This is a genomic window from Pantoea sp. X-Soil-YNGN-844, assembly GCF_059730595.1.
The window spans coordinates 3434485-3457034 of the sequence record NZ_AP036007.1; the positions used below are offsets into that span (position 1 = coordinate 3434485).

21 protein-coding genes and 1 riboswitch are annotated in these 22550 nt (G+C 56.4%); of the genes, 8 read left to right on the top strand and 13 right to left on the bottom strand.

Features of this window, described 5'->3' with window-relative positions:
* Positions 1-65 precede the first annotated feature (65 nt).
* Genes parE through nudF form a run of 5 tightly spaced genes read right to left on the bottom strand, consistent with a single transcriptional unit; the run spans position 66 to position 4523 of the window.
* Positions 66-1961, bottom strand: coding sequence for a DNA topoisomerase IV subunit B (gene parE / locus AC6I8C_RS15880; protein ID WP_033733909.1), 1896 nt, complete (start codon positions 1959-1961; stop codon positions 66-68).
* Between the two features lie 49 nt (positions 1962-2010).
* Positions 2011-2592 (bottom strand): esterase YqiA, encoded by a 582-nt coding sequence (gene yqiA, locus AC6I8C_RS15885; RefSeq protein ID WP_033733910.1) that lies wholly within the window; start codon positions 2590-2592, stop codon positions 2011-2013.
* Positions 2593-2595: 3 nt separating this feature from the next.
* Positions 2596-3423: a 3',5'-cyclic-AMP phosphodiesterase gene (gene cpdA, locus AC6I8C_RS15890; protein WP_013359054.1), complete on the bottom strand. Its 828-nt coding sequence runs from the start codon at positions 3421-3423 to the stop codon at positions 2596-2598.
* A gap of 42 nt (positions 3424-3465) precedes the next feature.
* A complete protein-coding gene (locus AC6I8C_RS15895; RefSeq protein ID WP_008925735.1) occupies positions 3466-3891 on the bottom strand; it encodes a DUF1249 family protein in 426 nt (141 codons plus the stop codon).
* Positions 3888-4523, bottom strand: a complete 636-nt coding sequence (gene nudF / locus AC6I8C_RS15900) for an ADP-ribose diphosphatase (protein ID WP_497823358.1) — start codon at positions 4521-4523, stop codon at positions 3888-3890. Before nudF ends, AC6I8C_RS15895 begins: the two co-directional genes overlap by 4 nt.
* 213 nt (positions 4524-4736) lie before the next feature.
* On the opposite strand from nudF, the gene tolC reads away from it, so the two are divergent.
* The 3 genes from tolC (at position 4737) to AC6I8C_RS15915 (ending at position 8185) form a co-directional block, all read left to right on the top strand.
* Entirely contained in the window at positions 4737-6203 is a 1467-nt protein-coding gene (gene tolC / locus AC6I8C_RS15905; RefSeq protein ID WP_497823022.1) for an outer membrane channel protein TolC, read from the top strand.
* Positions 6204-6345: 142 nt separating this feature from the next.
* Positions 6346-7017: a DUF1190 family protein gene (locus AC6I8C_RS15910; RefSeq protein ID WP_033733914.1), complete on the top strand. Its 672-nt coding sequence runs from the start codon at positions 6346-6348 to the stop codon at positions 7015-7017.
* A 7-nt stretch (positions 7018-7024) separates the two neighbouring features.
* A complete protein-coding gene (locus AC6I8C_RS15915; protein ID WP_497823023.1) occupies positions 7025-8185 on the top strand; it encodes a glutathionylspermidine synthase family protein in 1161 nt (386 codons plus the stop codon).
* A 189-nt stretch (positions 8186-8374) separates the two neighbouring features.
* Here AC6I8C_RS15915 and ygiD read toward each other — a convergent pair whose 3' ends face one another.
* Positions 8375-9160, bottom strand: a complete 786-nt coding sequence (gene ygiD, locus AC6I8C_RS15920; RefSeq protein ID WP_497823024.1) for a 4,5-DOPA-extradiol-dioxygenase — start codon at positions 9158-9160, stop codon at positions 8375-8377.
* 234 nt (positions 9161-9394) lie between these two features.
* A complete protein-coding gene (gene ribB, locus AC6I8C_RS15925; RefSeq protein ID WP_013359061.1) occupies positions 9395-10051 on the bottom strand; it encodes a 3,4-dihydroxy-2-butanone-4-phosphate synthase in 657 nt (218 codons plus the stop codon).
* Positions 10052-10161: 110 nt separating this feature from the next.
* Positions 10162-10319: riboswitch (FMN riboswitch) on the bottom strand.
* Between the two features lie 171 nt (positions 10320-10490).
* Between ribB and ubiK the strand changes: the two genes are divergently transcribed.
* Positions 10491-10880 carry a ubiquinone biosynthesis accessory factor UbiK gene (ubiK, locus tag AC6I8C_RS15930; protein ID WP_497823025.1) on the top strand — a complete coding sequence of 130 codons (390 nt, stop codon included), beginning with the start codon at positions 10491-10493 and terminating at the stop codon, positions 10878-10880.
* Positions 10881-10918: 38 nt separating this feature from the next.
* On the opposite strand, the gene hldE is transcribed toward ubiK, so the two are convergent.
* The 3 genes from hldE to AC6I8C_RS15945 form a co-directional block, all read right to left on the bottom strand.
* Positions 10919-12343 (bottom strand): bifunctional D-glycero-beta-D-manno-heptose-7-phosphate kinase/D-glycero-beta-D-manno-heptose 1-phosphate adenylyltransferase HldE, encoded by a 1425-nt coding sequence (gene hldE / locus AC6I8C_RS15935; protein ID WP_110330900.1) that lies wholly within the window; start codon positions 12341-12343, stop codon positions 10919-10921.
* A 70-nt stretch (positions 12344-12413) separates the two neighbouring features.
* On the bottom strand, positions 12414-15266 hold the full coding sequence (gene glnE / locus AC6I8C_RS15940) for a bifunctional [glutamate--ammonia ligase]-adenylyl-L-tyrosine phosphorylase/[glutamate--ammonia-ligase] adenylyltransferase (protein WP_497823026.1): 2853 nt from the start codon (positions 15264-15266) through the stop codon (positions 12414-12416).
* Between the two features lie 33 nt (positions 15267-15299).
* Entirely contained in the window at positions 15300-16610 is a 1311-nt protein-coding gene (locus AC6I8C_RS15945; protein ID WP_497823027.1) for a CYTH domain-containing protein, read from the bottom strand.
* Between the two features lie 272 nt (positions 16611-16882).
* On the opposite strand from AC6I8C_RS15945, the gene AC6I8C_RS15950 reads away from it, so the two are divergent.
* Both AC6I8C_RS15950 and AC6I8C_RS15955 read left to right on the top strand, forming a co-directional pair.
* Positions 16883-17503 carry a TIGR04211 family SH3 domain-containing protein gene (locus AC6I8C_RS15950; protein WP_008925741.1) on the top strand — a complete coding sequence of 207 codons (621 nt, stop codon included), beginning with the start codon at positions 16883-16885 and terminating at the stop codon, positions 17501-17503.
* Between the two features lie 158 nt (positions 17504-17661).
* Positions 17662-18894, top strand: a complete 1233-nt coding sequence (locus tag AC6I8C_RS15955) for a multifunctional CCA addition/repair protein (RefSeq protein ID WP_497823028.1) — start codon at positions 17662-17664, stop codon at positions 18892-18894.
* A 15-nt stretch (positions 18895-18909) separates the two neighbouring features.
* Here the strand turns inward: AC6I8C_RS15955 and bacA are convergent, their stop codons facing one another.
* Positions 18910-19728, bottom strand: a complete 819-nt coding sequence (gene bacA / locus AC6I8C_RS15960; protein ID WP_098052337.1) for an undecaprenyl-diphosphate phosphatase — start codon at positions 19726-19728, stop codon at positions 18910-18912.
* 191 nt (positions 19729-19919) lie between these two features.
* Entirely contained in the window at positions 19920-20279 is a 360-nt protein-coding gene (gene folB, locus AC6I8C_RS15965; protein WP_033733928.1) for a bifunctional dihydroneopterin aldolase/7,8-dihydroneopterin epimerase, read from the bottom strand.
* Between the two features lie 108 nt (positions 20280-20387).
* On the opposite strand from folB, the gene plsY reads away from it, so the two are divergent.
* Entirely contained in the window at positions 20388-20993 is a 606-nt protein-coding gene (gene plsY / locus AC6I8C_RS15970; RefSeq protein ID WP_497823029.1) for a glycerol-3-phosphate 1-O-acyltransferase PlsY, read from the top strand.
* A 28-nt stretch (positions 20994-21021) separates the two neighbouring features.
* Here plsY and tsaD read toward each other — a convergent pair whose 3' ends face one another.
* The gene (gene tsaD / locus AC6I8C_RS15975) at positions 21022-22035 is read right to left on the bottom strand and encodes a tRNA (adenosine(37)-N6)-threonylcarbamoyltransferase complex transferase subunit TsaD (RefSeq protein WP_033733931.1); all 1014 of its coding nucleotides are present in this window, start codon (positions 22033-22035) and stop codon (positions 21022-21024) included.
* 277 nt (positions 22036-22312) lie between these two features.
* On the opposite strand from tsaD, the gene rpsU reads away from it, so the two are divergent.
* Positions 22313-22528, top strand: a complete 216-nt coding sequence (rpsU, locus tag AC6I8C_RS15980; protein WP_001144069.1) for a 30S ribosomal protein S21 — start codon at positions 22313-22315, stop codon at positions 22526-22528.
* The last annotated feature ends 22 nt before the right edge of the window (positions 22529-22550 follow it).

Consider the following 22550-nt stretch of genomic DNA (forward strand, 5'->3'; position numbering starts at 1 on the left):
GCCGGGTTCTCTGAGAATGTGCTGACTAAGCACAAAGAGAACAGGACGCTTTCGCGTCCTGTTTTTTACACTTCAATATCGGCCATATCGCCTTTTTCCTGCAACCAGTTACGCCGGTCTTCGGAACGTTTTTTCGCGAGCAGCATATCCATCATGCGCAGCGTCTGATCCACATCCTCTTCGCTGATCGTCAGCTGTACCAGGCGGCGGGTATTCGGATCCAGCGTCGTTTCGCGCAGCTGCAGGGGGTTCATCTCGCCCAGCCCTTTAAAGCGCTGAACGTTCGGTTTACCCTTCTTGCGTTTCAGCTGCTCCAGAACGCCCTCTTTCTCATCTTCATCCAGCGCGTAGTAGACCTCTTTACCGAGATCGATACGATAGAGCGGCGGCATGGCAACGTAAACGTGACCATTTCTGACCAGTGAGCGGAAATGTTTCACGAACAGCGCACAGAGCAGCGTGGCGATATGCAGACCATCGGAGTCCGCATCCGCCAGAATGCAGATCTTGCCGTAGCGCAGCTGCGACAGATCTTCGCTGTCAGGATCGATGCCGATCGCCACGGAAATATCATGCACTTCCTGCGACGCCAGCACCTCATCGGAAGAGACTTCCCAGGTGTTCAGGATCTTGCCTTTCAGCGGCATGATCGCCTGATATTCACGATCGCGCGCCTGTTTGGCCGAGCCACCTGCCGAGTCCCCTTCGACCAGGAACAGTTCTGTTTTATTCAGATCCTGCGCGGTGCAGTCTGCCAGTTTGCCCGGCAGAGCCGGTCCGCTGGTAAGCTTTTTACGCACCACTTTTTTGGCTGCCCGCATACGCCGCTGGGCGCTGGAGATCGCCAGCTCAGCCAGCATTTCCGCCGTCTGAATATTTTGGTTCAGCCACAGGCTGAAGGCATCTTTTACGACGCCAGAGACAAAGGCAGCACACTGACGGGAAGAGAGACGCTCTTTGGTTTGTCCGGCGAACTGCGGATCCTGCATCTTCACCGACAGCACATAGGCGCAGCGATCCCAGATATCTTCTGCTGATAGCTTCACGCCACGCGGCAGAATGTTGCGGTATTCGCAGAACTCGCGCATCGCATCCAGCAGTCCCTGACGCAGGCCGTTGACGTGCGTCCCGCCCTGCATGGTCGGGATCAGGTTAACGTAGCTTTCCGTTAACAGCTCGCCGCCTTCCGGCAGCCACAACAGCGCCCAGTCCACCGCTTCCACATCACCGGCAAAGCTGCCGACAAAGGGTTTTTCCGGCAGCGTCGGCAGGCCATTCACCGCTTCACACAGGTAGTCGGTCAGGCCATCTTCGTAGCACCAGCGCTGCTCGGTATTGTTCAGCTTGTCTTTAAAGACAATCTCAACGCCAGGGCAGAGCACCGCTTTGGCTTTCAGCAGATGGGAAAGACGCGATACCGAGAAACGCGGGCTGTCGAAGAAGCTTTCATCAGGCCAGAAATGGACGCGCGTGCCGGTGTTGCGTTTTGCCACCGTGCCGGTGACGGTGAGATCCTGCACTTTGTCGCCATTTTCAAACGCCATGTCATAGATTTCGCCATTACGGCGCACCGTGACTTCGACACGTTTTGACAGGGCGTTAACCACAGAAATGCCGACGCCATGCAGGCCGCCCGAGAACTGATAGTTTTTGTTGGAGAACTTGCCGCCCGCATGCAGACGACACAGGATCAGCTCGACGGCGGGCACGCCCTCTTCCGGATGAATATCCACCGGCATGCCGCGACCATCATCAATTACTTCCAGCGACTGATCAGCGTGCAGAATCACTTCAACCCGCTTCGCATGGCCGCCCAGCGCCTCATCGACGCTGTTATCAATCACTTCCTGACCCAAATGGTTGGGACGCGTCGTATCGGTGTACATGCCCGGACGACGGCGAACAGGCTCAAGGCCAGTCAGGACCTCAATGGCATCCGCGTTATAGTTAGATTGACTCATCGTAAATGTCTGATTAGAAGGGTGAAATGGGGTGCGATTTCCGCATTACTCAGGGATGATTCAGACCGAGAAAGTCCAGAATCTGCGGGAAATGGCGCTCGAATCCAGTAAATGCATGATTACCGCCCTCTTCTACCGTATGACGGCACGCGCTGTAATAGTCGAGCGCCTGGCGGTAATCGAGAACTTCATCGCCGGTCTGTTGCAGCAGCCAGAGTAAATCGGGCGCTTCCAGCGGTTCAATCTGCATTACTTTGAGATCGTAAATGTGGCGTGACTCTAACACATATTGCTGGCCGGTGTAGGGATTCTGATTTTCGCCCAGGAAATCCGCCAGCAGCTCAAAAGGTCGCACCGCAGGATTAACGACCACGGCAGGCAGCATAAAGCATTGCGACAGCCAGGTGGCGTAATAACCGCCCAGCGAAGAGCCCACCAGCCCCAGCGTTTCGCCACTGCGGCTCAGCACCAGATCTTCCAGCATGGCCGCGGCATCGGCCGGAAAAGTCGGCAACTGAGGCACGATCATCTCGATCCCGGGATGCTGCGCCTCTAACCATTGCCGGAACTGCGTTGCCTTCGCCGACTGCGGCGAGCTGTTAAAACCGTGCAGATAAAGCAATGCCGCCACGCGTCAGTATCCTTCTGAGTCTAAATCGGGACGAAAGGCGTCGGTGTCGAGCCGGTTGACCTCGGTCTCAAGGCCGCCATCCGGATGCAGGGTAAACCAGCGCCAGCCCGGTGCCACCGTGTCAATCGTAAAGCTGGTGCAGTGCGGTTTGAACTGGACGCAGGTTGAGGGTGTGGCCAGCACGCGGCGGCCGTGCCACTCCAGATCCAGCTCCTGATGAATATGACCACAGACCAGCGTCCGGGCTAACGGGTAGCGCTGTAACACCGCATCGAGCTGATGGGAATTACGCAGGCTGTGCTGATCGAGCCAGGTACAGCCCGAGGCCAGCGGATGATGATGCAGCAAGACCAGCGTATGACGTTGCGGAAAGCGGGACAGCGCGTTGTCGAGCCACTCCAGCTGATAGTCGCTCAGCATCCCATGAGGGACACCGTAAACCTGGCTGTCGAGCAACACAATCTGCCACTGCTCACCCACCAGCACCTGCTTGTGGGCATTGATGTGCGCTGCCGCCAGCGTGTCGACCATCGCGGGCTGAAAGTCGTGATTACCGGGCAGCCAGACACAGGGGCGCGGTAAACGTGAGATACCCTCAGCAAAATGCTGATAGGCTTCGACAGAGTGATCCTGGGCGAGATCGCCGGTGGCGATGATCAGGTCATAGTCGCGCTGTTGCGCAATAATCGCATCCAGCACCGCGTCATAACTCGACCAGGTGTTCACGCCAAGCAGCGATTCATGTTTTCCCGCGAACAGGTGAGTATCCGTGATTTGCAAAATCCTGATTTCGGAACCGTTCGCTGCAGGAAGAGTTAGCAGGCTATCCAAAGCGTTTCCTTCGTCTCCACGCCATTTACTGCATTATACGCATCAGCAGACCGGAACTGCCATTGCGCCATGCGCCAGGCAGTAGCGCAGCCAGTCTGCAAGAAACTGGTTTATCTGATGCTTTTCATCGCGCTGATGCAATTTTTTATTAGGATAATCATAGCGCGCTTTGAAGCGATAGATCTGTTGAGTTGAACACACTTCGGCGACCATCGCATCGTGATAGAGCCGGACCGACATTGAGGGCAGGCTCCAGTAACTTACGGCAGGCGCGACCTGGCGGATCTCCACCAGCGTGGTGTAGCGCGTCGACTCCTGAATCGTCAGCTGATAACGGGCGCCACTCACCTGATAAATCACCGATTCGCCTGCCTCATCGTTGCGCGGCAGCAGGCGGCGTAACTGGGCGAAGTTGGTTTCGCAGAGCCGCATCATTTCGGGAAAGTCAGGGGTATAGCGCTGTTTCATTTTTGTATCCACTCTTCGCGTAGTTTTTCATGGTGCAACGCCAGCCATTGCAGGGCGATGACAGACGCCGCATTGTCGATTATCCCCTCTTCCACCCAGCGATAAGCCTGTTCGCGGCTCACCACATGCACAAGAATATCCTCATTCTCTTCCTCCAGACCATGGCATCCCTCTGCCTGGCTGGCATCCACTTCCCCAATCAGCACCGACAGGCGTTCGCTGGTGCCACCAGGGCTGGCCAGATAGCTAAGCACAGGCATAACCCGGCCGACCTCTAATCCTGCTTCTTCAACGGCTTCACGGCGCGCAACCTGCTCAACCGATTCGCCGGGTTCAATAATGCCGGCGACCATCTCCAGCAGCCAGGGTGAAACACTGCTGTCATAAGCCGGGATGCGGATCTGTTCAATCAGCACCACTTCATCGCGTAAGGGATCATAAGGTAGCAGCACGGCGGCATGTCCGCGCTCAAAAACTTCACGCTGCACTTCCCCACTCATTTCGCCATTAAACTGGCGGTGGCGGAAGCGGTAACGTTCAACGGAAAAAAAACCATCATAGACGGTTTCGCGTGCAATAATTTCTACATCGTTTTTTGTAAAAGTCACAGGGGATTTTTTTTCTTCCGGCATCATCAGGTTCCTTGTGCAGATTGGGGTGGAGCGAAAAAAGCCTGTAACTGTGCTCCATGTAAGTAGTTCTTTCTGAATTATTTACGTAAATTAGAGGGAGAAGGCACGTTCAGCCAACTTATCTCACAGTTGCCCTCTGCTAGAATCGGCGATAATTTTTTGGCTTACCCGGCAGCGCACCCACTGCAATTTGCTGCAACAAAAGGAATGCAAATGAAAAAACTGCTCCCATTTTTAATTGGGCTGAGCCTGGGCGGTTTCAGCTTCGCCAGCCAGGCCGAAGACCTGCTTCAGGTTTACCAGCAAGCGCGTCTGAGCAACCCGGATCTGCGCAGCGCCGCTGCCGATCGCGATTCTGCTTTTGAGAAAATCAACGAAGCGCGTAGCCCATTATTACCCCAGCTCGGCCTGGGTGCAGACTACACCTATAACAACGGCTATCGCGACAGCAGCGGTCTTCATTCCAACACGACCAGCGGCTCGCTGCAATTGACCCAGACTATTTTCGACATGTCGAAATGGCGCGCGCTGACCCTGCAGGAAAAAGCTGCCGGTATTCAGGATGTCACCTATCAGGTCGCACAGCAGGATCTGATTCTGAACACCGCGACCGCCTACTTCAACGTACTGAAAGCGATTGATACGCTTTCTTACACCGAAGCGCAGAAACAGTCGATCTATCGCGAGCTGGATCAGACCACGCAGCGCTTTAACGTTGGCCTGGTTGCCATCACTGACGTACAGAACGCCCGCGCACAATATGACAGCGTGCTGGCCAATGAAGTCACCGCGCGTAACAACCTTGATAATAACGTAGAAACGCTGCGTCAGATCACCGGCATGGATTACATGTCGCTGGCTTCGCTGAGCATCGATCGCTTCAGAACCGATAAACCTGAAGCGGTCAGTGCGCTGCTTAAGCAGGCGGAAGCCCGCAACCTGTCACTGCTCTCCGCACGTCTGAACCAGGATTTAGCCCGTGAGCAGATCCGCCAGATGGAAGCGGGTCATATGCCTACAATTGGTCTGACTGCCTCTACCGGCCTGTCAAACAGCAAGTATGGCGGCAGCCGTGCTAACCAGAGCCAGGGTTCTACTGACTCGATTACTGGTTCAAATCAGGTCGGCCTGAGCTTCTCACTGCCACTTTACAGCGGCGGCAGCGTTACCTCTCAGGTAAAGCAGGCGCAGTACAGCTTCGTCAGCGCCAGCGAACAGCTGGAAAGCGCACATCGCTCAGCGGTTCAGACGGTACGTTCATCGTTTAACAACGTGAATGCGTCTATCAGCAGCATCAACGCCTACAAACAGGCCGTCGTTTCTGCGCAAAGCTCTCTCGATGCGTCAGAAGCAGGTTATCAGGTGGGTACGCGTACTATCGTCGATGTGCTCGATGCGACGACTGTGCTTTATAACGCGAAGCAGCAACTCTCTGATGCGCGCTATAGCTACCTGATCAACCAGCTGAATATCAGCTATGCGCTGGGTACGCTCAATGAGCAGAGCCTGCAGAAACTGAACAGTCAGCTGGGTAAAGAGATCCCGACGTCACCGGAAACCGTGGCGCCGGAAAATGCCCAGCAGACCGCACGTGTGGATAGCGGTCCGGCGGCAACCGGCTCTTCTGAGGCAGCGCGTCCTGCAGCTCGCCACAGCAGCGGTAATCTTTTCGGTAATTAATGAGCGGGCGGGCTGCTTTGCGGCCCGCCTCTCTGTTGAACGTATAACTAAGTAAAGATCCCTGTTGTATCAGGCCTCCAGCTTCAATTTTACCCCCCCATCCCCTATTCTATGCGCTACCTTTGGGCACAGGATAATCATAATGAAACGCACAAAATCTATTCGCTATGCCGCTTTTCGTAAGAGCTGGCAGGCACGCCATTTAACGCCCGTTGCTATCGCCGTTTCGGCGGTATTTATGCTGGCTGGCTGTGAACAGAACGATGAAACGGTTTCGATGTACCAGAACGCCGATGACTGTTCGAAAGCCAATCCGGGCCAGAGTGCGCAATGTACCACCGCATTCAATGAGGCCAAAAAAGAGGCGGAACGCACCGCGCCAAAATATGCCACCCGTGAAGATTGTGTCGCTGAATTTGGCGAAAACCAGTGTCAGCAGACACCGGCTCAGGCAGGCGTGGGCACCACTAATGCAGAATCACAGCAGAGCGGCGGCAGCTTCTGGATGCCACTGATGGCGGGTTACATGATGGGCCGCATGATGGGCGGTGGTTCGGGGTTTGCGCAGCAACCGCTGTTCTCGCCGAAAAATGCCCGCAGCCCGGCCAATGGTCAGTTTGTTGATGCATCGGGCCGTAACTACGGCGCTGCCACCTCCGGCAAAACCATGACCGTGCCGAAAACGGCGCTGGCACCAAAACCGGCCACCACGTCGACCATTACACGTGGTGGCTTCGGTGAAACCGTCGCGAAGCAGAACAGCATGCAGCGCAGCAGCGCCACCGGCACCTCCAGCCGCTCAATGGGAGGCTAACGCCCCGATGGAACGCATTGCCATTTCAGAGCGCCCGGGCTGGCGCGAAAAAGCCACCGAATTCGGTTTTCGTTTTCACACCATGCATGGCGAGCCCTACTGGTGTGAAGAGGCTTATTACCAGTTCACGCTGGCGCAAATTGAGCATCTGGAAGAGGTCACCGCTGAGTTGCATCAGATGTGCCTGCAGGTGGTGGAAAAAGTGGTCAACAGCGAAGCGCTGCTGACTAAATTCCGCATCCCTAAGCACACCTGGGATTTCGTGCGCGATTCATGGCATCAGCGTCAGCCATCGTTGTACTCTCGTCTGGATCTCGCCTGGGATGGCAAGGGTGATGTGAAGCTGCTGGAGAACAATGCTGATACGCCGACCTCGCTGTATGAAGCAGCGTTTTTCCAGTGGCTCTGGCTGGAAGACCAGCTTAATGCCGGTCAGCTCCCCGCCGGCAGCGATCAGTTTAATAGCCTGCAGGAAAAGCTGATTGAACGCTTTGCCGCGTTACATCAGCAGCACGGCTTTAACTGGCTGCACTTCGCCTGCTGTCGCGACACCGACGAAGATCGTGGCACCGTGCAGTATCTTCAGGATTGCGCCACCGAAGCGGGTCTGCCGAGTGAGTTTCTCTATATTGATGAGATTGGCCTGGGCGAAAAAGGTGAATTCACCGACGCTCACGATCAGGTGATTAGTAACCTGTTCAAGCTCTATCCGTGGGAATTCATGCTGCGTGAAATGTTCTCCACCAAGCTGGGCGATGCTGGCGTGCGCTGGCTGGAACCGGCATGGAAAAGCATCATTTCGAACAAAGCTCTGCTGCCGCTGCTGTGGGAGATGTTCCCGAATCACCCTAACCTGCTGCCCGCCTGGTTCGCGGAAGATGACGTGCCGCACCTGGAAAAATATGTGGTGAAGCCGCTGTTTTCACGTGAAGGCGCTAACATCCGCATCGTAGAGAATGGTCAGGAGATTGCCCGCGTTGATGGGCCGTACGGCGAAGAGGGAATGATCGTCCAGCAGTTCCATCCGCTACCAAAATTTGGCGACAGTTATACGCTGATTGGTAGCTGGCTGATCGACGATCAACCAGCCGGGATCGGCCTGCGTGAAGATCGCGACCTGATCACTCAGGATCTTTCCCGTTTCTATCCGCACGCCTTTATCGGTTAATGCACCGCGATAATCTCCGTTTGGTTTAGCGGTTAGACCGAGCCTGCGCAAAGAACACGGTCAGATCGGAAAGACGCAAAAGCCGTCATCCATGACACCCTCGGCCCGCGCCGTCCCTGGCGCGGGACGCTTTCCTCTTCTGACCGTGTTCCCTGCACAATAAGCTCTTCTATGGCTGTCAGCTTCGCCCTAACCTACCTGAACCGACAACATGCTGATCGCACCCATCTCCATGCCACCAACCGGAATAGTGATGGCGTCATCTGGCTGACGTGCGCCAAGCACATAGAGCAGCGGCAGATAGTGCTCAGGCGTCGGGTTAGAGAGTGCCGCGCCGGGATGATCCATAAAGTTAACCAGCGGATGAGAAGCTGCATCGCTCTGTACCGCCAGGTTATCGCGAACGAACTGTTCAAAACTGCTGGCCCACGGATAGACTTCACTGTTGCCATCCCAGCGCACTTTACGCAGGTTATGCACCACGTTGCCGCTGGCGACAATCATTACACCCTGATCGCGCAGTGCTGCCAGTTTCTGGCCCATCTCAAAGTGCCATGCTGCAGGTTTAGTGCCATCAATGCTGAGCTGCACTACCGGAATATCGGCATCCGGGTACATCTTAATCAGGACGCCCCAGGAACCATGGTCCAGTCCCCAATCCTGATCCAGCTTCACCTCAACGGGTGCTAACTGCTCCACCAGCTGCTGAGCCAGTTCAGGCGATCCGGGTGCCGGATAGCGCGTATCAAACAGCGCCTGTGGGAAGCCACCAAAATCATGAATGGTCTTCGGCTGTGCCATTGCCGTCACGGCGGTGCCACGCGTATACCAGTGCGCCGAAACCGCAATAATGGCGCGTGGGCGTGGCAGCGTGTCGCCTGCGTGACGCCACGCGGCGGTATAGCGGTTCTCTTCAAGGGCATTCATCGGGCTGCCATGGCCTAAAAACAGGGCTGGCATGCGTAACTGGCTCATTCGTACTCTCCGGCATCCGGTGGTTTAATAGCCACTACGATACGCGCATTCGCCAGGTTATCACGCGGATAACCATGATGATGATCACCAGGAAATTTGAATGAAATCTGATGTGATAGATGGCACAGGTATTCAGCAGAAAGAAGTGAGGAAAAGCGAGAGTTCAGCCCGCGTCATGGCGGTACGACAAAAATGAAACAGGCCCTGATCAGGGCCTGTTTATTGCAGCAGAGGTTAGCTTGCGTGGCGCGTTTCGTGTCCGCGACGCCAGGCGATCAGATCTTCGATGGTGACTACCGGCATGTTGTGCTGACGCGCAAACGTAATCGCTTCAGGCGCATGAGCCATTGTGCCGTCGTCGTTGGTCAGTTCACACAGCACACCGGCAGGCTTAAAGCCGGCCAGAGTGACTAAATCGATAGTCGCTTCAGTATGTCCGCCACGGGTCAATACGCCGCCTTCGCTGGCGCGCAACGGGAAGACATGACCAGGGCGATGCAGATCGGCAGGTTTAGCATCATCGGCAATGGCCGCGCGAATGGTAGTGATGCGATCCTGCGCGGATACGCCGGTGGTGACGCCTTCAGCCGCTTCAATGGTCACGGTGAAGCCGGTGCCAAAGGAGCTGGTGTTGTTTTCCACCATCATGGGCAGGTCAAGCTGCTGGCGACGCGCTTCGGTCAGGCAGAGGCAGACAATGCCGCTACCGTGACGAATAGTCAGCGCCATCTGTTCAACGGTCATGGTTTCTGCGGCGAAGATCATATCGCCTTCGTTTTCACGATTTTCATCGTCGAGTACCATCACGCCGCGTCCCTCACGCAGGGCGGCGATAGCACGTTCTACACGCTGTTCAGGCGTGCCAAATTCAGAAAGTAGCGTCTGATTCATGGTAATAAAAACCTTAAAATGTATGGGTTACCAGAATCAGGGCGTGCTTAGGAGTGACGTCAAAAAGACGTGGCAATAACGTGATGCAGACACAATTGTCCGACAGATGTCGTTACCCTCTCCCATCCGGACTGTAACCGTCGGCCCCGGAATTACACCGGATCTGCTGACCTTTACCTCTCTTTTCAGCGAGATAAAGCGCTCGCGGGCTTTCAGCCTAAGCTGATTTACCGCCGGTGGGGAATTGCGCCCCGCCCTGAGAATAAGCCTTTCAACTATAACGCCGATCGTTTGAGGCGGCAATCATCAATAGCGCAATTGCTTTTGCATTTCCTGCGTTACCGATTTGAGGTTTATCCTTTTCATTTCTGGCATTACACTTAACACTTATTACGTTGGTAAACACGCTGACACAGCTCCCCGTAACCAGGAAATCATCATGATCGACACGAAAAAAATTGAACAACTTGCCCGTCAGGTTCACGAAGCGATGCCTAAAGGTGTTCGTGAGTTTGGTGATGATGTCGAAAAGAAAATTCGTCAGGTTCTTCAGGCGCAGCTGACCCGGATGGATCTGGTCAACCGTGAAGAGTTTGATGTGCAGACGCAGGTATTATTGCGTACGCGGGAGAAACTGGCGGCGCTGGAGCAGCGTCTGGCCCAGCTGGAAAGTCAGGGTTCATCAGCGGGTACGCCTCCGACGGCAACCGCACCGGTAACACCTGTTGCAGCGGCTACACCATCTGCTTCAGTAGCCACCTCACCCGCCGTTTCACCGCCACCGGTTGCCGATGTCGTGAAACCTGTTCCGGACAACAAGTCAGAATAAGCGTTAAGCGGGAGCCAGGCTCCCGCTTACCCTCTGCCTTAGCTGCCGCGAATGGTTTTGATGATGTTGGTAGTGGAGATACCATCTTCGAAGTTCAGCACCTGCACGTCGCCGCCATTTGCCCAGACTTCTTTACTGCCCGCGATATCTTCCGGCTTGTAATCACCGCCTTTGACCAGCAGGTCAGGCAGAATGCCTGCGATCAGCCGCTGCGGCGTATCCTCTTCAAAGACAACCACCCAGTCGACCGCTTCCAGCGCGCCGAGCACGATCATCCGGTTTTCCTGCGGATTGACCGGACGGCTTTCACCTTTCAGACGCTTAGTAGACGCATCGCTGTTCACCGCGACGATCAGTCGATCGCCGAGCTTGCGGGCGTTGGCCAGATAAGAGACATGTCCCGCATGCAGAATGTCGAACACGCCGTTAGTCATCACCACTTTTTCGCCACGACGGCGGGCCATCTCAACGGCGGCTTTTAACTGCGCTTCCGTCATGATGCCAAAACCCTGTTCCGGGCGGGCATGAATCGCATTTTCCAGTTCAACGGTGCTGACCGTCGAGGTACCGAGTTTACCCACCACCACGCCCGCTGCCGCGTTGGCCAGGAAACAGGCTTCTTCCAGCGAGTCGCCCGCTGCCAGCGCTGCCGCCAGCACGCCAATCACCGTATCGCCGGCACCGGTCACGTCATAGACTTCCTGCGCCTGGGTTGGCAGATGCAGAGGCGCTTTGCCTGGCTGCAGCAGCGTCATTCCGTTTTCGGAACGGGTCACCAGCAGCGCGGAGAGATCAAAATCCGCGATCAACTGCGTGCCGCGCGCCACGATCTCCTCTTCGTTTTTGCATTTGCCGACCACGGCTTCAAATTCGGAGAGGTTCGGCGTCAGCAGCGTTGCGCCACGGTAGCGCGCAAAATCAGTGCCTTTCGGATCGATTAATACCGGCACACCTGCTTCGCGCGCAAGGGTAATCATGGTCTGCACGCTGGAGAGCGCGCCTTTGGCATAATCGGACAGTACCAGCGCACCCGCAGCAGCCAGTGACTCACGCATCTTCTGGTGAATCGGCTCCGGATCGACCTGTTCAAAGCCCTCTTCAAAGTCGAGGCGGATCAGCTGCTGATTGCGGGAAAGCACGCGCAGTTTGGTAATGGTCGGATGGCTTTTGACCGCCACGAAGTCACAATGAACGTTGACGTCTTTCAGCGTGTTGCTCAACACGCGCGCCGCATCATCTTCACCGGTCAGGCCGATTAGCCGGGACGCGGCACCGAGTGCTGCAATGTTCATCGCTACGTTTGCCGCGCCGCCAGGGCGCTCTTCAACCGTGTCCACTTTCACCACCGGAACCGGTGCTTCAGGGGAGATACGGCTGGTTGGGCCATACCAGTAACGATCCAACATTACATCGCCAACAACCAGCACTGAGGCTTGGCCGAACGCGGGCAGAGTCACTTTCATTCCAGACACTCCAGACTGCATTAAAAATAGTGCGCGGATGATAGCACAGTTGCGATTTGTGCTATCAGCATCACGCCAGGATAGACGCAGGCGTTATCAGCCAGCGCTGCCAGCTGTTCAGAACCGTCTGCCGCTCCGCTGCGTAAGCCTCTGGCTCAACGTGGCCCGGCAGCTCCTGCAGGGCGCGATGGTGCAGAGCGTCGCGCAGCGTGACATAAGCCTGCGTCAGCGCCTGCGCTTCATCGGCGGGCATTTTATGGTACTTCGCCATCAGCTCGAAAATGCGCACATTGTCAGACCAGCGCGTCAGTTCAGACTGCTCAGCGGCGTAGCGTAAGACAAGATATTGGGCGATGAATTCAATATCGGTGATGCCTCCCGCATCGGCTTTGATATCCCAGCGACCTTTATGTTTGTTGCTGAGGTGAGCGCGCATCTTTTCACGCATCTCACGCACTTCGGTTTGCAGCGCGTCTGCAGGACGTGGCAGCGACAGAATCGTCTGACGAATCGCGTTGAAATGATCACCCAGCGCTGCTTCGCCAAACACCACGCGCGCCCGGACCAGCGCCTGATGCTCCCAGGTCCAGGCTTCACTGCGCTGATACTCTTCAAACGCCTCAAAGGTACTGACCAGCATCCCCGCCGCGCCGGAAGGACGCAGCCGCGCGTCCACTTCGTAGAGAATGCCGGAGGCCGTGCGGGTACTGAAGAGATGCATAATGCGCTGAGCAAGACGCAAATAGAACTGACGGCCATCGATGCTGCGATCCCCTTCGGTCACGGCGTCTGCCGGACAGTCATGCAGGAAGACTAAATCGAGATCGGAACTGTACCCCAGCTCCCAGCCACCCAGCTTGCCGTAGCCCAATACGGCAAAACCGCGTTCATGTTCATTGCTCAGGTGAGAGGGACGACCGTAGCGCTGCACCATCATGTTCCACGCCTGACGCACTACAGAGTCAATGATTGCTTCCGCCAGCCAGGTGAGATGATCGCTGACTTTCATCACTGGCAGCGTGCCCGCGATGTCAGCGGCGGCAATACGCAGATGCTGCGCCTGCTTAAACTGCCGCACCGCTTCCAGCTGCTGCTCTTCATCTTCAGTGGGGATGCGCAGCAGATACTGCCGCAGCTCGTCACGATAGGCGTCGGTGGCAGTCGGCTGATAGAGCGTGGCAGGATCGAGCAGTTCATCCAGCAACAGGGGGTGACGCGCCAGCTGGCTGGCTACCATCGGTGAGGCCGCACACAGGCGAATCAGGTGACGCAGGGCACCGTGATATTCGGTCAGCAGCTCCAGATAGGTGCTGCGGGTCAGCACGCCGAGCAGCAGTGGCGTCAGACGGCTCAGCGTGACCGCCGCGTCTTCACGCGGGCAGACTTCGCTCAGCAGACGCGGCATCAGCTGATCCAGCGCCTGACGGCCACGCGGGCCGATTGTGCGCCGGCTGATGTCCTGACGAAACGCTTCCAGCGTCTGATGCAGCGTAAGCCGCTGATCGTCACTGAGCTGCGGCACCAGTGGTGCCAGCTCGTTATCCTCCAGCTGGTCCTGCCACAGCACCTGAAACTCCGCCAGCTCACGCTGATCGCCAATCTCAGGCGTATCTTCCCCAATCAGCTCATCAAAGATTGTCCGTACCGCTGCCATCTGAGCATCAAGTTGGGTCATCAGCGCAGGCCAATCGGCACAATCCATCGCCCACGCCAGCCGGGCGCGATGCAGCTCATCCTCGGGCAGCGTCTGGGTCTGCTCGTCGCCCAGGCTTTGCAGCAGATTCTCCAGCCGCCGCAGGAACAGATAGGCGTCACGCAGCGCATCGACCTGTTCAGCAGGCAGCAGAGCCAGCGTTTTGATCGCCTCAAGCGTCGGCAGCAGCGAACGCAACTGAAGCGAGCGCTCACGTCCGCCGCGAATCAGCTGGAACACCTGTACGATAAACTCGGTTTCACGGATGCCGCCCGCGCCGAGTTTGATATTGTTTTTCAGCCCGCGACGCCGGACTTCACGGCTGATCATCCCTTTCATGTTACGCAGCGACTGGATCACGCTGAAGTCGATGTAGCGCCGGTATACGAAGGGCCGCAGCATCTGCTGCAGCTCCAGGCTCCAGCGGTTGTGGTCATCACCCATCAGGCGCGCCTTGACCATGGCGTAACGCTCCCAGTCGCGTCCCTGCTCCTGGTAGTAATCCTCCAGTGCGGCAAAGCTCATCACCAGCGGACCGCTGTCGCCAAACGGCCGCAGCCGCATATCCACACGATAGACAAAGCCATCCATGGTGGGTTGATCCAGGACTTTGATCAGCCGCTGGCCCATACGGGTAAAGAACTGAGCATTGTCGAGCTCACGCCGTCCGCCGCGCGTGGTGCCGTTTTCCGGCCAGGCGAAAATAAGGTCAATGTCAGAGGAGAAGTTGAGTTCGCCGCCACCCAGCTTGCCCATGCCCAGAATCAGCAGCGGCTGCGCGTCGCCGTCGGCATTACAGGGCGTACCAAAATCACGGCAGCAATCCTGATATACCCAGTCACGCGCCCTGCTGATCAGCACCTCAGCTAAGACACTAAGCTGTTGCAGACTCTGTTCAGTCGTGGCGTGTTGCAGAGCCTGCATCCAGGCGATACGCACCAGCATACGGCGGCGAAACAGCCGCAGTTCGCGCATCAGGCTCGCTTCACTGTCGATGCCGCTGAGTACCTCATTTAGCCATACAGCGTAGTGCTGCCACTCATCAGGCTGCGGCGGCTGGTCGAGCATCGTCTGCCACCAGTCGGGATGTTGTTGCAGGTTTTCCAGCACGAAATCGCTGAAAGCCAGCCCGGCGGATTGCTCCGGGCTAAGCGAAGTCAGCGGAACCCCAAGCTGTCGGGCGGCCTCATCGGCCTGGTCGCGTAGCAACGCGGGAAGTGCTGCCAACATAACGCCCTCCTTGATGGCGGTACGAATTACCCGTTAGCGGCCAGCGCCGCTGGTGAGCCAGAATGGCTGCTGTTTCAGGGCCTGCGACGTCAGCCAGGCTAATCCGGATGACTGCTTTTCATGAATCGCCGACAGCAGTTGCTGCCACGGTTCCAGCCAGCTCATCACCGTTTCTGCAGGGTAAGATCCGGCCAGCAGATGCACCGTCAGCAGCTGACGCGCCAGACGGGTAGCTTTGTCCTGATACTCATTGGGCTGTTTGACTGTGATGAATGTCTCTCTCAGATCGGCATTGACGCGGCTCAGCATGATGTCGCTGAAGCGCTTAAACGAACCCTGCAGCTTGGCTTCCCCTTTGGCATCGATCCACTGACGCCACTGAGACTCCGCCAGCCAGTGGGTCAGCGCCAGTTGGGTCTCAACCGAGAGGGGAGATAAGCAGAACGTCGCCGCCTCCTGCTCTTCGTTTACCAGCGTCTCTTCCAGCGTGGTCAGCTGCTGACGCAGAGCACTGCTGGCTTTGCGTGGCACCAGCGCACCAAACAGGCTGAACGCCTGACGCAGCAGATCCAGCGCTTCACGCACCGCATCCTGCGCCGCCGCATTGCCGCGCAGCCAGACTTCTTCATGATATTGCCAATGACGCAGCCCCGCCGACATTGCAGCGATCATGCCCTGCTCAACGGTCGCTTTAGCGCCTGCTTTCAGCAGCGGGAAAGCCTCAATCTGGCGGGGCGGATTACCCTGCGCCAGCTGATAACCGCGGGCGGCTTTGCTCAGGCTGCCCATACGCAGACCACCCAGCGCCGCCAGTTGCTGCGCAAAGGCCAGCAGATCCTGACGTTCGCCACGTTTCAGTTCCAGCTCGATCTCGCACAGCGGTTCGCTGAGCTCACCCGCCGTCACCTCGCCCTGATCAAACGCCACTTCAATTTCACTGTTGCCAGTGGTGATTAGCCAGATTTCGCGCTGGAAATGGGTGGTGAATAGCGGCTGTAACCGCTGTTGCAACGCCGCGACATCGGTGCCCTTTGGCCAGATCTCTGCGAACAGGCGGGCAATGTCCAGCACCGGCTCGCTGAGCTCAACGTTATATTCCGGACGCTGATGCAGGCCGCCGAGCGTCTGCCCCGCCGCTTTCAGCGTCATTTCATAACGCTGGTCGACGCCACGGATACGTAATCCCATATCCCAGCGCCGAAGCTGGTTGTCGTCGGTTTCGAAGTAGATGTTGGTCAGCTCGCGAGCAGCCTGATGCTGATGCGGCAGAGTGGAGAGCAGTTCAGCCAGTTTCCCGGCTGCCTGTGGAGTTGCAATGAACTTTAGTTCGATTTCGATGGTCATAATTTTTTATTCACTACGCCGCTGGCACTTAAGAGGGTTTTTCCTGCATATTTCAGGCGATTATCAGCAGGTTACTCACGCTGCCGCCTGGAGGGCAAGGGGTTATCAGGCGAAGATTAATGCACAGAAGCCGCGCTGTCTCTGCTTTCTTTGCTCTTTCGCAGACCTTTTCGCACTCTCATGAGACCAGGATAGTTCTCATTCAGATTTATGCGAGGCCTCTCCAGACTGTGCCGGTAAATTTTAAGTCAGACTAAGCCAAACGAAATCGAATGAAAAAAATCACACTCGCTGGACTCACTTTGCTGGCCCTCAGCACCCTTGCACCTGCCCATGCCGACGAAAAACGCTATGTTTCTGATGAACTCTCAACCTGGGTCCGCAGCGGGCCGGGCGATCAGTTCCGCCTGCTCGGTAAGCTGAACGCCGGGGAAGAGGTGCAGCTGTTACAGACCAACAATGACACCCATTATGGCCAGATCCGTGATTCGGAAGGCCGCACCACCTGGATCCCCCTGTCGCAGCTCAGCGCCAATCCGAGCCTGCGTACCCGGGTGCCGCAGCTTGAGCAGCAGGTGAAAGATCTGACGGCCAAGCTGGATAACATCGACAACAGCTGGAATCAGCGTACTGCTGAGATGCAGAACAAAGTCGCCAGCAGCGACGGCGTGATCAACGGGCTGAAAGGCGAGAATCAGAAGCTGAAAAATGAGCTGATCGTCGCCCAGAAGAAAGTCAGCGCCGCCAACGTTCAGCTGGATGACAAGCAGCGCACCATCATCATGCAGTGGTTTATGTATGGCGGCGGCGTGCTGGGTGTTGGCCTGCTGCTGGGACTCTTACTGCCGCACATGCTGCCGCGCCGTAAGAAAAGTGATCGCTGGATGAACTGACCCCCTTCTGTCGGGTTTGAGCAGGGGATCGCAGGATCCCCCTTTTGGCATGTCTGCAATCCGGGGAATCTGTGCAACAATAAAATGAGATGCACCGCTGATTTCAGGCGCGGGATACGCCCGGCGTGCAGGTCATTTCTTTTTCTCTGGAGTTTTGCGTGAAGACGTTTCTTGTTGGCGGAGCGGTGCGTGATGCACTGCTGAATCTGCCGGTTACAGACAAAGATTGGGTGGTAACAGGCTCCACGCCCGAAGCCATGCTTGAGCAGGGTTATCAACAGGTCGGTCGCGATTTTCCCGTTTTCCTGCATCCCGTCAGTCGCGAAGAGTATGCGCTGGCCCGGACCGAGCGGAAAAACGGGAAAGGCTACACCGGCTTTGTCACCTGGTCTGCGCCCGACGTGACGCTGGAGCAGGACTTACAGCGCCGCGATCTGACCATCAATGCCATCGCACAGGATGAAAACGGCGAGCTGGTTGATCCCTACAACGGCCAGCGTGATATTGCCCAGCGCCTGCTGCGTCACGTCTCGGAAGCCTTCAGTGAAGACCCGCTGCGGGTATTGCGCGTTGCGCGCTTTGCTGCGCGTTTTGCCCATCTCAACTTTCGTATTGCCCCCGAAACCCAGCAGCTGATGCAGCAGATGGCCGAAAGCGGTGAGCTGTCGAATCTCACTGCCGAACGGGTGTGGAAAGAGACGGAGAAAGCGCTGAGTTCACGCAATCCGCAGGTCTATTTTCAGGTGCTGCGCGACTGCGGTGCGCTGCAGGTACTGTTTCCTGAGCTGGATAATCTGTTTGGTATTCCTGCACCGATTAAATGGCACCCGGAGATCGACACCGGTGTGCATACGCTGATGACGCTGGCGATGGCCGCCGCGCTCTCCAGTGAGATCGATGTGCGCTTCGCCACACTGTTTCATGACGTCGGTAAAGCGCTGACACCCCCTGAGCTGTGGCCGAGCCACCATGGTCATGGACTGGCAGGCGTTCCGCTGGTCGAGGCGCTGTGCCAGCGACTGCGGGTGCCCAACGCAATTCGCGATCTGGCGCTGATCGTGACCGAGTTTCACGACATTGTGCACACCATTGAGCGGCAATCTGCGGCGTCACTGGTAGCGCTGTTTGACCGCATTGATGCCTGGCGTAAGCCACAGCGCGTTGAGCAGATGGCGCTGACCAGCGAAGCGGATGCGCGCGGACGTGCCGGGCTGGAGAGTATGCCTTATCCGCAGGGCGACTATCTGCGTCGTGCTTTTGCGCTGGCGCAGGCGGTGCCGACCAAAGCGGTTGTCGAAGCGGGATTCAAAGGGATGGAAGTGCGGGATGAGATGACGCGACGGCGCATTGCCGCCGTCGCGCAGGGTCTGGCGATCGGGCAGCCTGACTAGCAGGCTGCCACGGGTTTACATGAAGATCATGTAAACCGCTGCCGCCACGATAAAGCGGTAAATGGCGAACGAGACAAACGAGATGCGTTTGATCAGCTCAAGGAAGGCTTTAATCGCAATCAGCGCCACGATAAATGCCGTTACGAAGCCCACGGCGAACATGGGAAAGTCTGCCATGGTCAGGAAGCCGATGCTCTTGTACATGTCCAGTACGGTCGCACCCATCATCATTGGCACCGCCAGGATGAAGGAGAACTCTGACGCGGCATAGCGGCTCACACCCATCAGCATCCCGCCGGAGATGGTTGCACCAGAACGTGAGAAGCCCGGCCACAGCGCTAAGCACTGGAAACAGCCAATCATGAAGGCCTGACGATAGGTAATATCATCGACGCCGACAGCTTTCGGCTGTTTTGGCTTGAGATACTCTGCCGCCAGCAGCAGCACACCCCCCACGACTAGCGCGTACATCACGTTGATCGGATTGAACAGCGTTTTGATCTGATCGTGCAGCACCAGACCCACAACTACCGCCGGTACCATACCCAGCAGGATATGGATCAGTGACAAACGTCCGGTGCCGGTGCCTTCATGTTTGACTTCGCCAAAGTGAATGCCGATCAGGCCAAACAGACGGCGCCAGAACATCACTACTACAGCCAGAATCGATCCTAACTGGATCACAACTTCAAAGGTCTCGGCTTTTTCACCTTCAAAGCCCAGCAGGTGACCCACTATAATCATGTGCCCTGTGGAAGAGACCGGTAAAAATTCTGTCAGCCCTTCCACAACGCCCAGGATTGCAGCTACCCAAAGCTGATGAATATCTGCCATCAAATGTTCCCTCTATCCGTTTCAAAACCATTAAAAAGGCGGTAGCGCGCTGCTATCGCCTGAAATCATGCCGCAATTAGCCTGAATTAAACCTTAAGGTCCGCTCCGTTTCGCCTGCTGTAACGAAACGGTCCACGCTATGACAGACAGTAATTTGGTTTGGTTTCATTGTGATGGCAATCACATCGTATTTATTTAGGAATAGTCCCGCGCTCAATTCGCACGCCAACCTGCGCCGCCTGGGCTACAGCGCCCGGTTTGCTTACCTTTATGCGTACGCCAGGCGAATTGAAACGGTTCATCAACAGATCCGCGATTTCTTCAGCCACCCGCTCAACCAGGGCAAAACGCCCCCCGTTCAGATGGGTCAGAATCGCCGAGGAGACATCGGCATAGCTGAGACAATCGTTCACATCGTCGCTGCTGGCCGCCAGACGGTTATCCCAGGCCATTTCGACATCGAGCACCAGCTTCTGCTGTATACCCTGTTCCCAGTCGTAAACGCCAATGGTGGTGAACACCGTGAGTTGTTCTATAAATACGATATCCATGATGAGGGTCTCTGTTTTTGGCTAAGCCGGATACCACTTCCGGCGGATTATGCGTATTATCCACGGTTGATGAGATCAAAACGACCCTAAAGGGAACGGTACGGTGTTATGAGTGCTTTCGCGCTTGGTATGATTATTTTCGCGTATCTTTGCGGTTCGATTTCCAGTGCGATTCTGGTTTGCAAACTCGCTGGCCTGCCCGATCCCCGCACACACGGTTCCGGTAATCCGGGTGCCACCAACGTACTGCGTCTGGGCGGTAAAGCCGCAGCAGCCAGCGTATTAGTGTTTGATGTGCTGAAGGGGATGGTGCCGGTCTGGCTGGCTTATCTGATGCACGTGACGCCGTTCTATCTTGGCCTGACCGCCATTGCCGCCTGTCTCGGACATATCTATCCGGTGTTCTTTCACTTCCGCGGAGGCAAAGGTGTGGCAACGGCATTTGGCGCGATTGCGCCGATTGGCTGGGACTTAACCGGGCTGGTCACCGGTACCTGGCTGCTCACGGTTTTACTCAGCGGCTATTCCTCGCTGGGAGCGATTGTCAGTGCACTGATCGCGCCATTCTATGTCTGGTGGTTCAAACCGCAGTTCACTTTTCCTGTTTCCATGCTCTCCTGTCTGATTCTGCTGCGTCATCACGATAATATTCAGCGGCTGTGGCGCGGTCAGGAAGGCAAAATCTGGAAGCGCAAAAAGAAATCTCAGCCATAAAAAAAGCCGGCAAGCCGGCTTTTTTACGTCAGATGGCGGGCAACTCCGCCAGCGGCCAGCGCGGTCGCACACTGACGCTTAACCCGCCCCGCGTTCCACCTTTTAACCGCACCATGCCCGCATACGCGATCATCGCACCGTTGTCGGTACAGAACTCCGGGCGGGCGTAAAACACTTCACCGCCGCGTTTTTGCATCATGACCGCCATCTGCTCACGCAGAGTGCGGTTAGCGCTGACGCCACCGGCAATCACCAGACGCTTAAAGCCGGTCTGATCCAGCGCGCGCTTACATTTGATCGACAGCGTATCCACCACCGCATCTTCAAAGGCGCGGGCGATGTCAGCACGGGTCTGCGCATCATCAGGATTGGCGCGAATCGTATTAGCGGCAAAGGTTTTCAGGCCGGAGAAGCTGAAGTCCAGGCCCGGACGATCGGTCATCGGCCGCGGGAAGGTGAAACGCCCTGCCGTGCCCTGCTGCGCCATCTTCGACAGCATCGGCCCGCCCGGATAATCCAGACCCAGCAGCTTCGCCGTCTTATCAAAGGCTTCGCCCGCTGCATCATCGATCGATTCACCCAGCAATTCATATTCACCGACACCGGTGACGCTAATCAGCTGGGTATGTCCGCCAGACACCAGCAGTGCGACAAACGGAAATTCCGGTGGATTCTCTTCCAGCATCGGCGCCAGCAGGTGGCCTTCCATATGATGAACCGGCACGGCAGGCACTTTCCACGCAAACGCCAGCGCGCGGCCAATGGTGGCGCCGACCAGCAGCGCACCCACCAGTCCGGGACCGGCTGTGTAAGCCACGGCATCAATCTGTTGCGGTTCAAGCCCCGCCTCTTTCAGCGCCGCCTGAATCAGCGGCACGGTTTTACGCACGTGATCGCGTGAGGCCAGTTCCGGCACCACACCACCATAATCGGCGTGCAGTTTTACCTGGCTGTAGAGCTGATTAGCCAGTAATCCAGCCTCGTCATCATAGATTGCGATGCCGGTTTCATCGCACGACGTTTCAATACCCAGAATTCGCATTGCATCACCTCATTCTTGCGGCGCGCAGTTTATCACAGCAATGTGATGTGCAGCGCGGGCATCCCGCGTAAAAAGTCATTTTCTGTCGGCTAAAGAGTGCGCTATACTCCCGCCCCTGGAAAAACCGGCAGCCGCACAGGCAAACGCTCCTGTTGGTTTCAAATTATCCATGGTGCTTTACAAACCAACATGAGTTGGAGTAAAATGCTGCACCATTTTGAAATGTGCTGGCGCCGCAGTCAGCAGCAAAACCGAATTTTATCGAGGTGAGAGTTACATGCCGGTAATTAAAGTACGTGAAAACGAGCCATTTGACGTAGCACTGCGTCGCTTCAAGCGTTCATGCGAGAAAGCAGGCGTTCTGGCTGAAGTTCGTCGTCGTGAGTTCTATGAAAAACCGACTACCGAACGTAAACGCGCTAAAGCGTCAGCAGTTAAGCGTCACGCCAAGAAACTGGCTCGCGAAAACGCACGCCGCACTCGTCTGTACTAAGTCGTTCCGGAGGTCCGCCTCC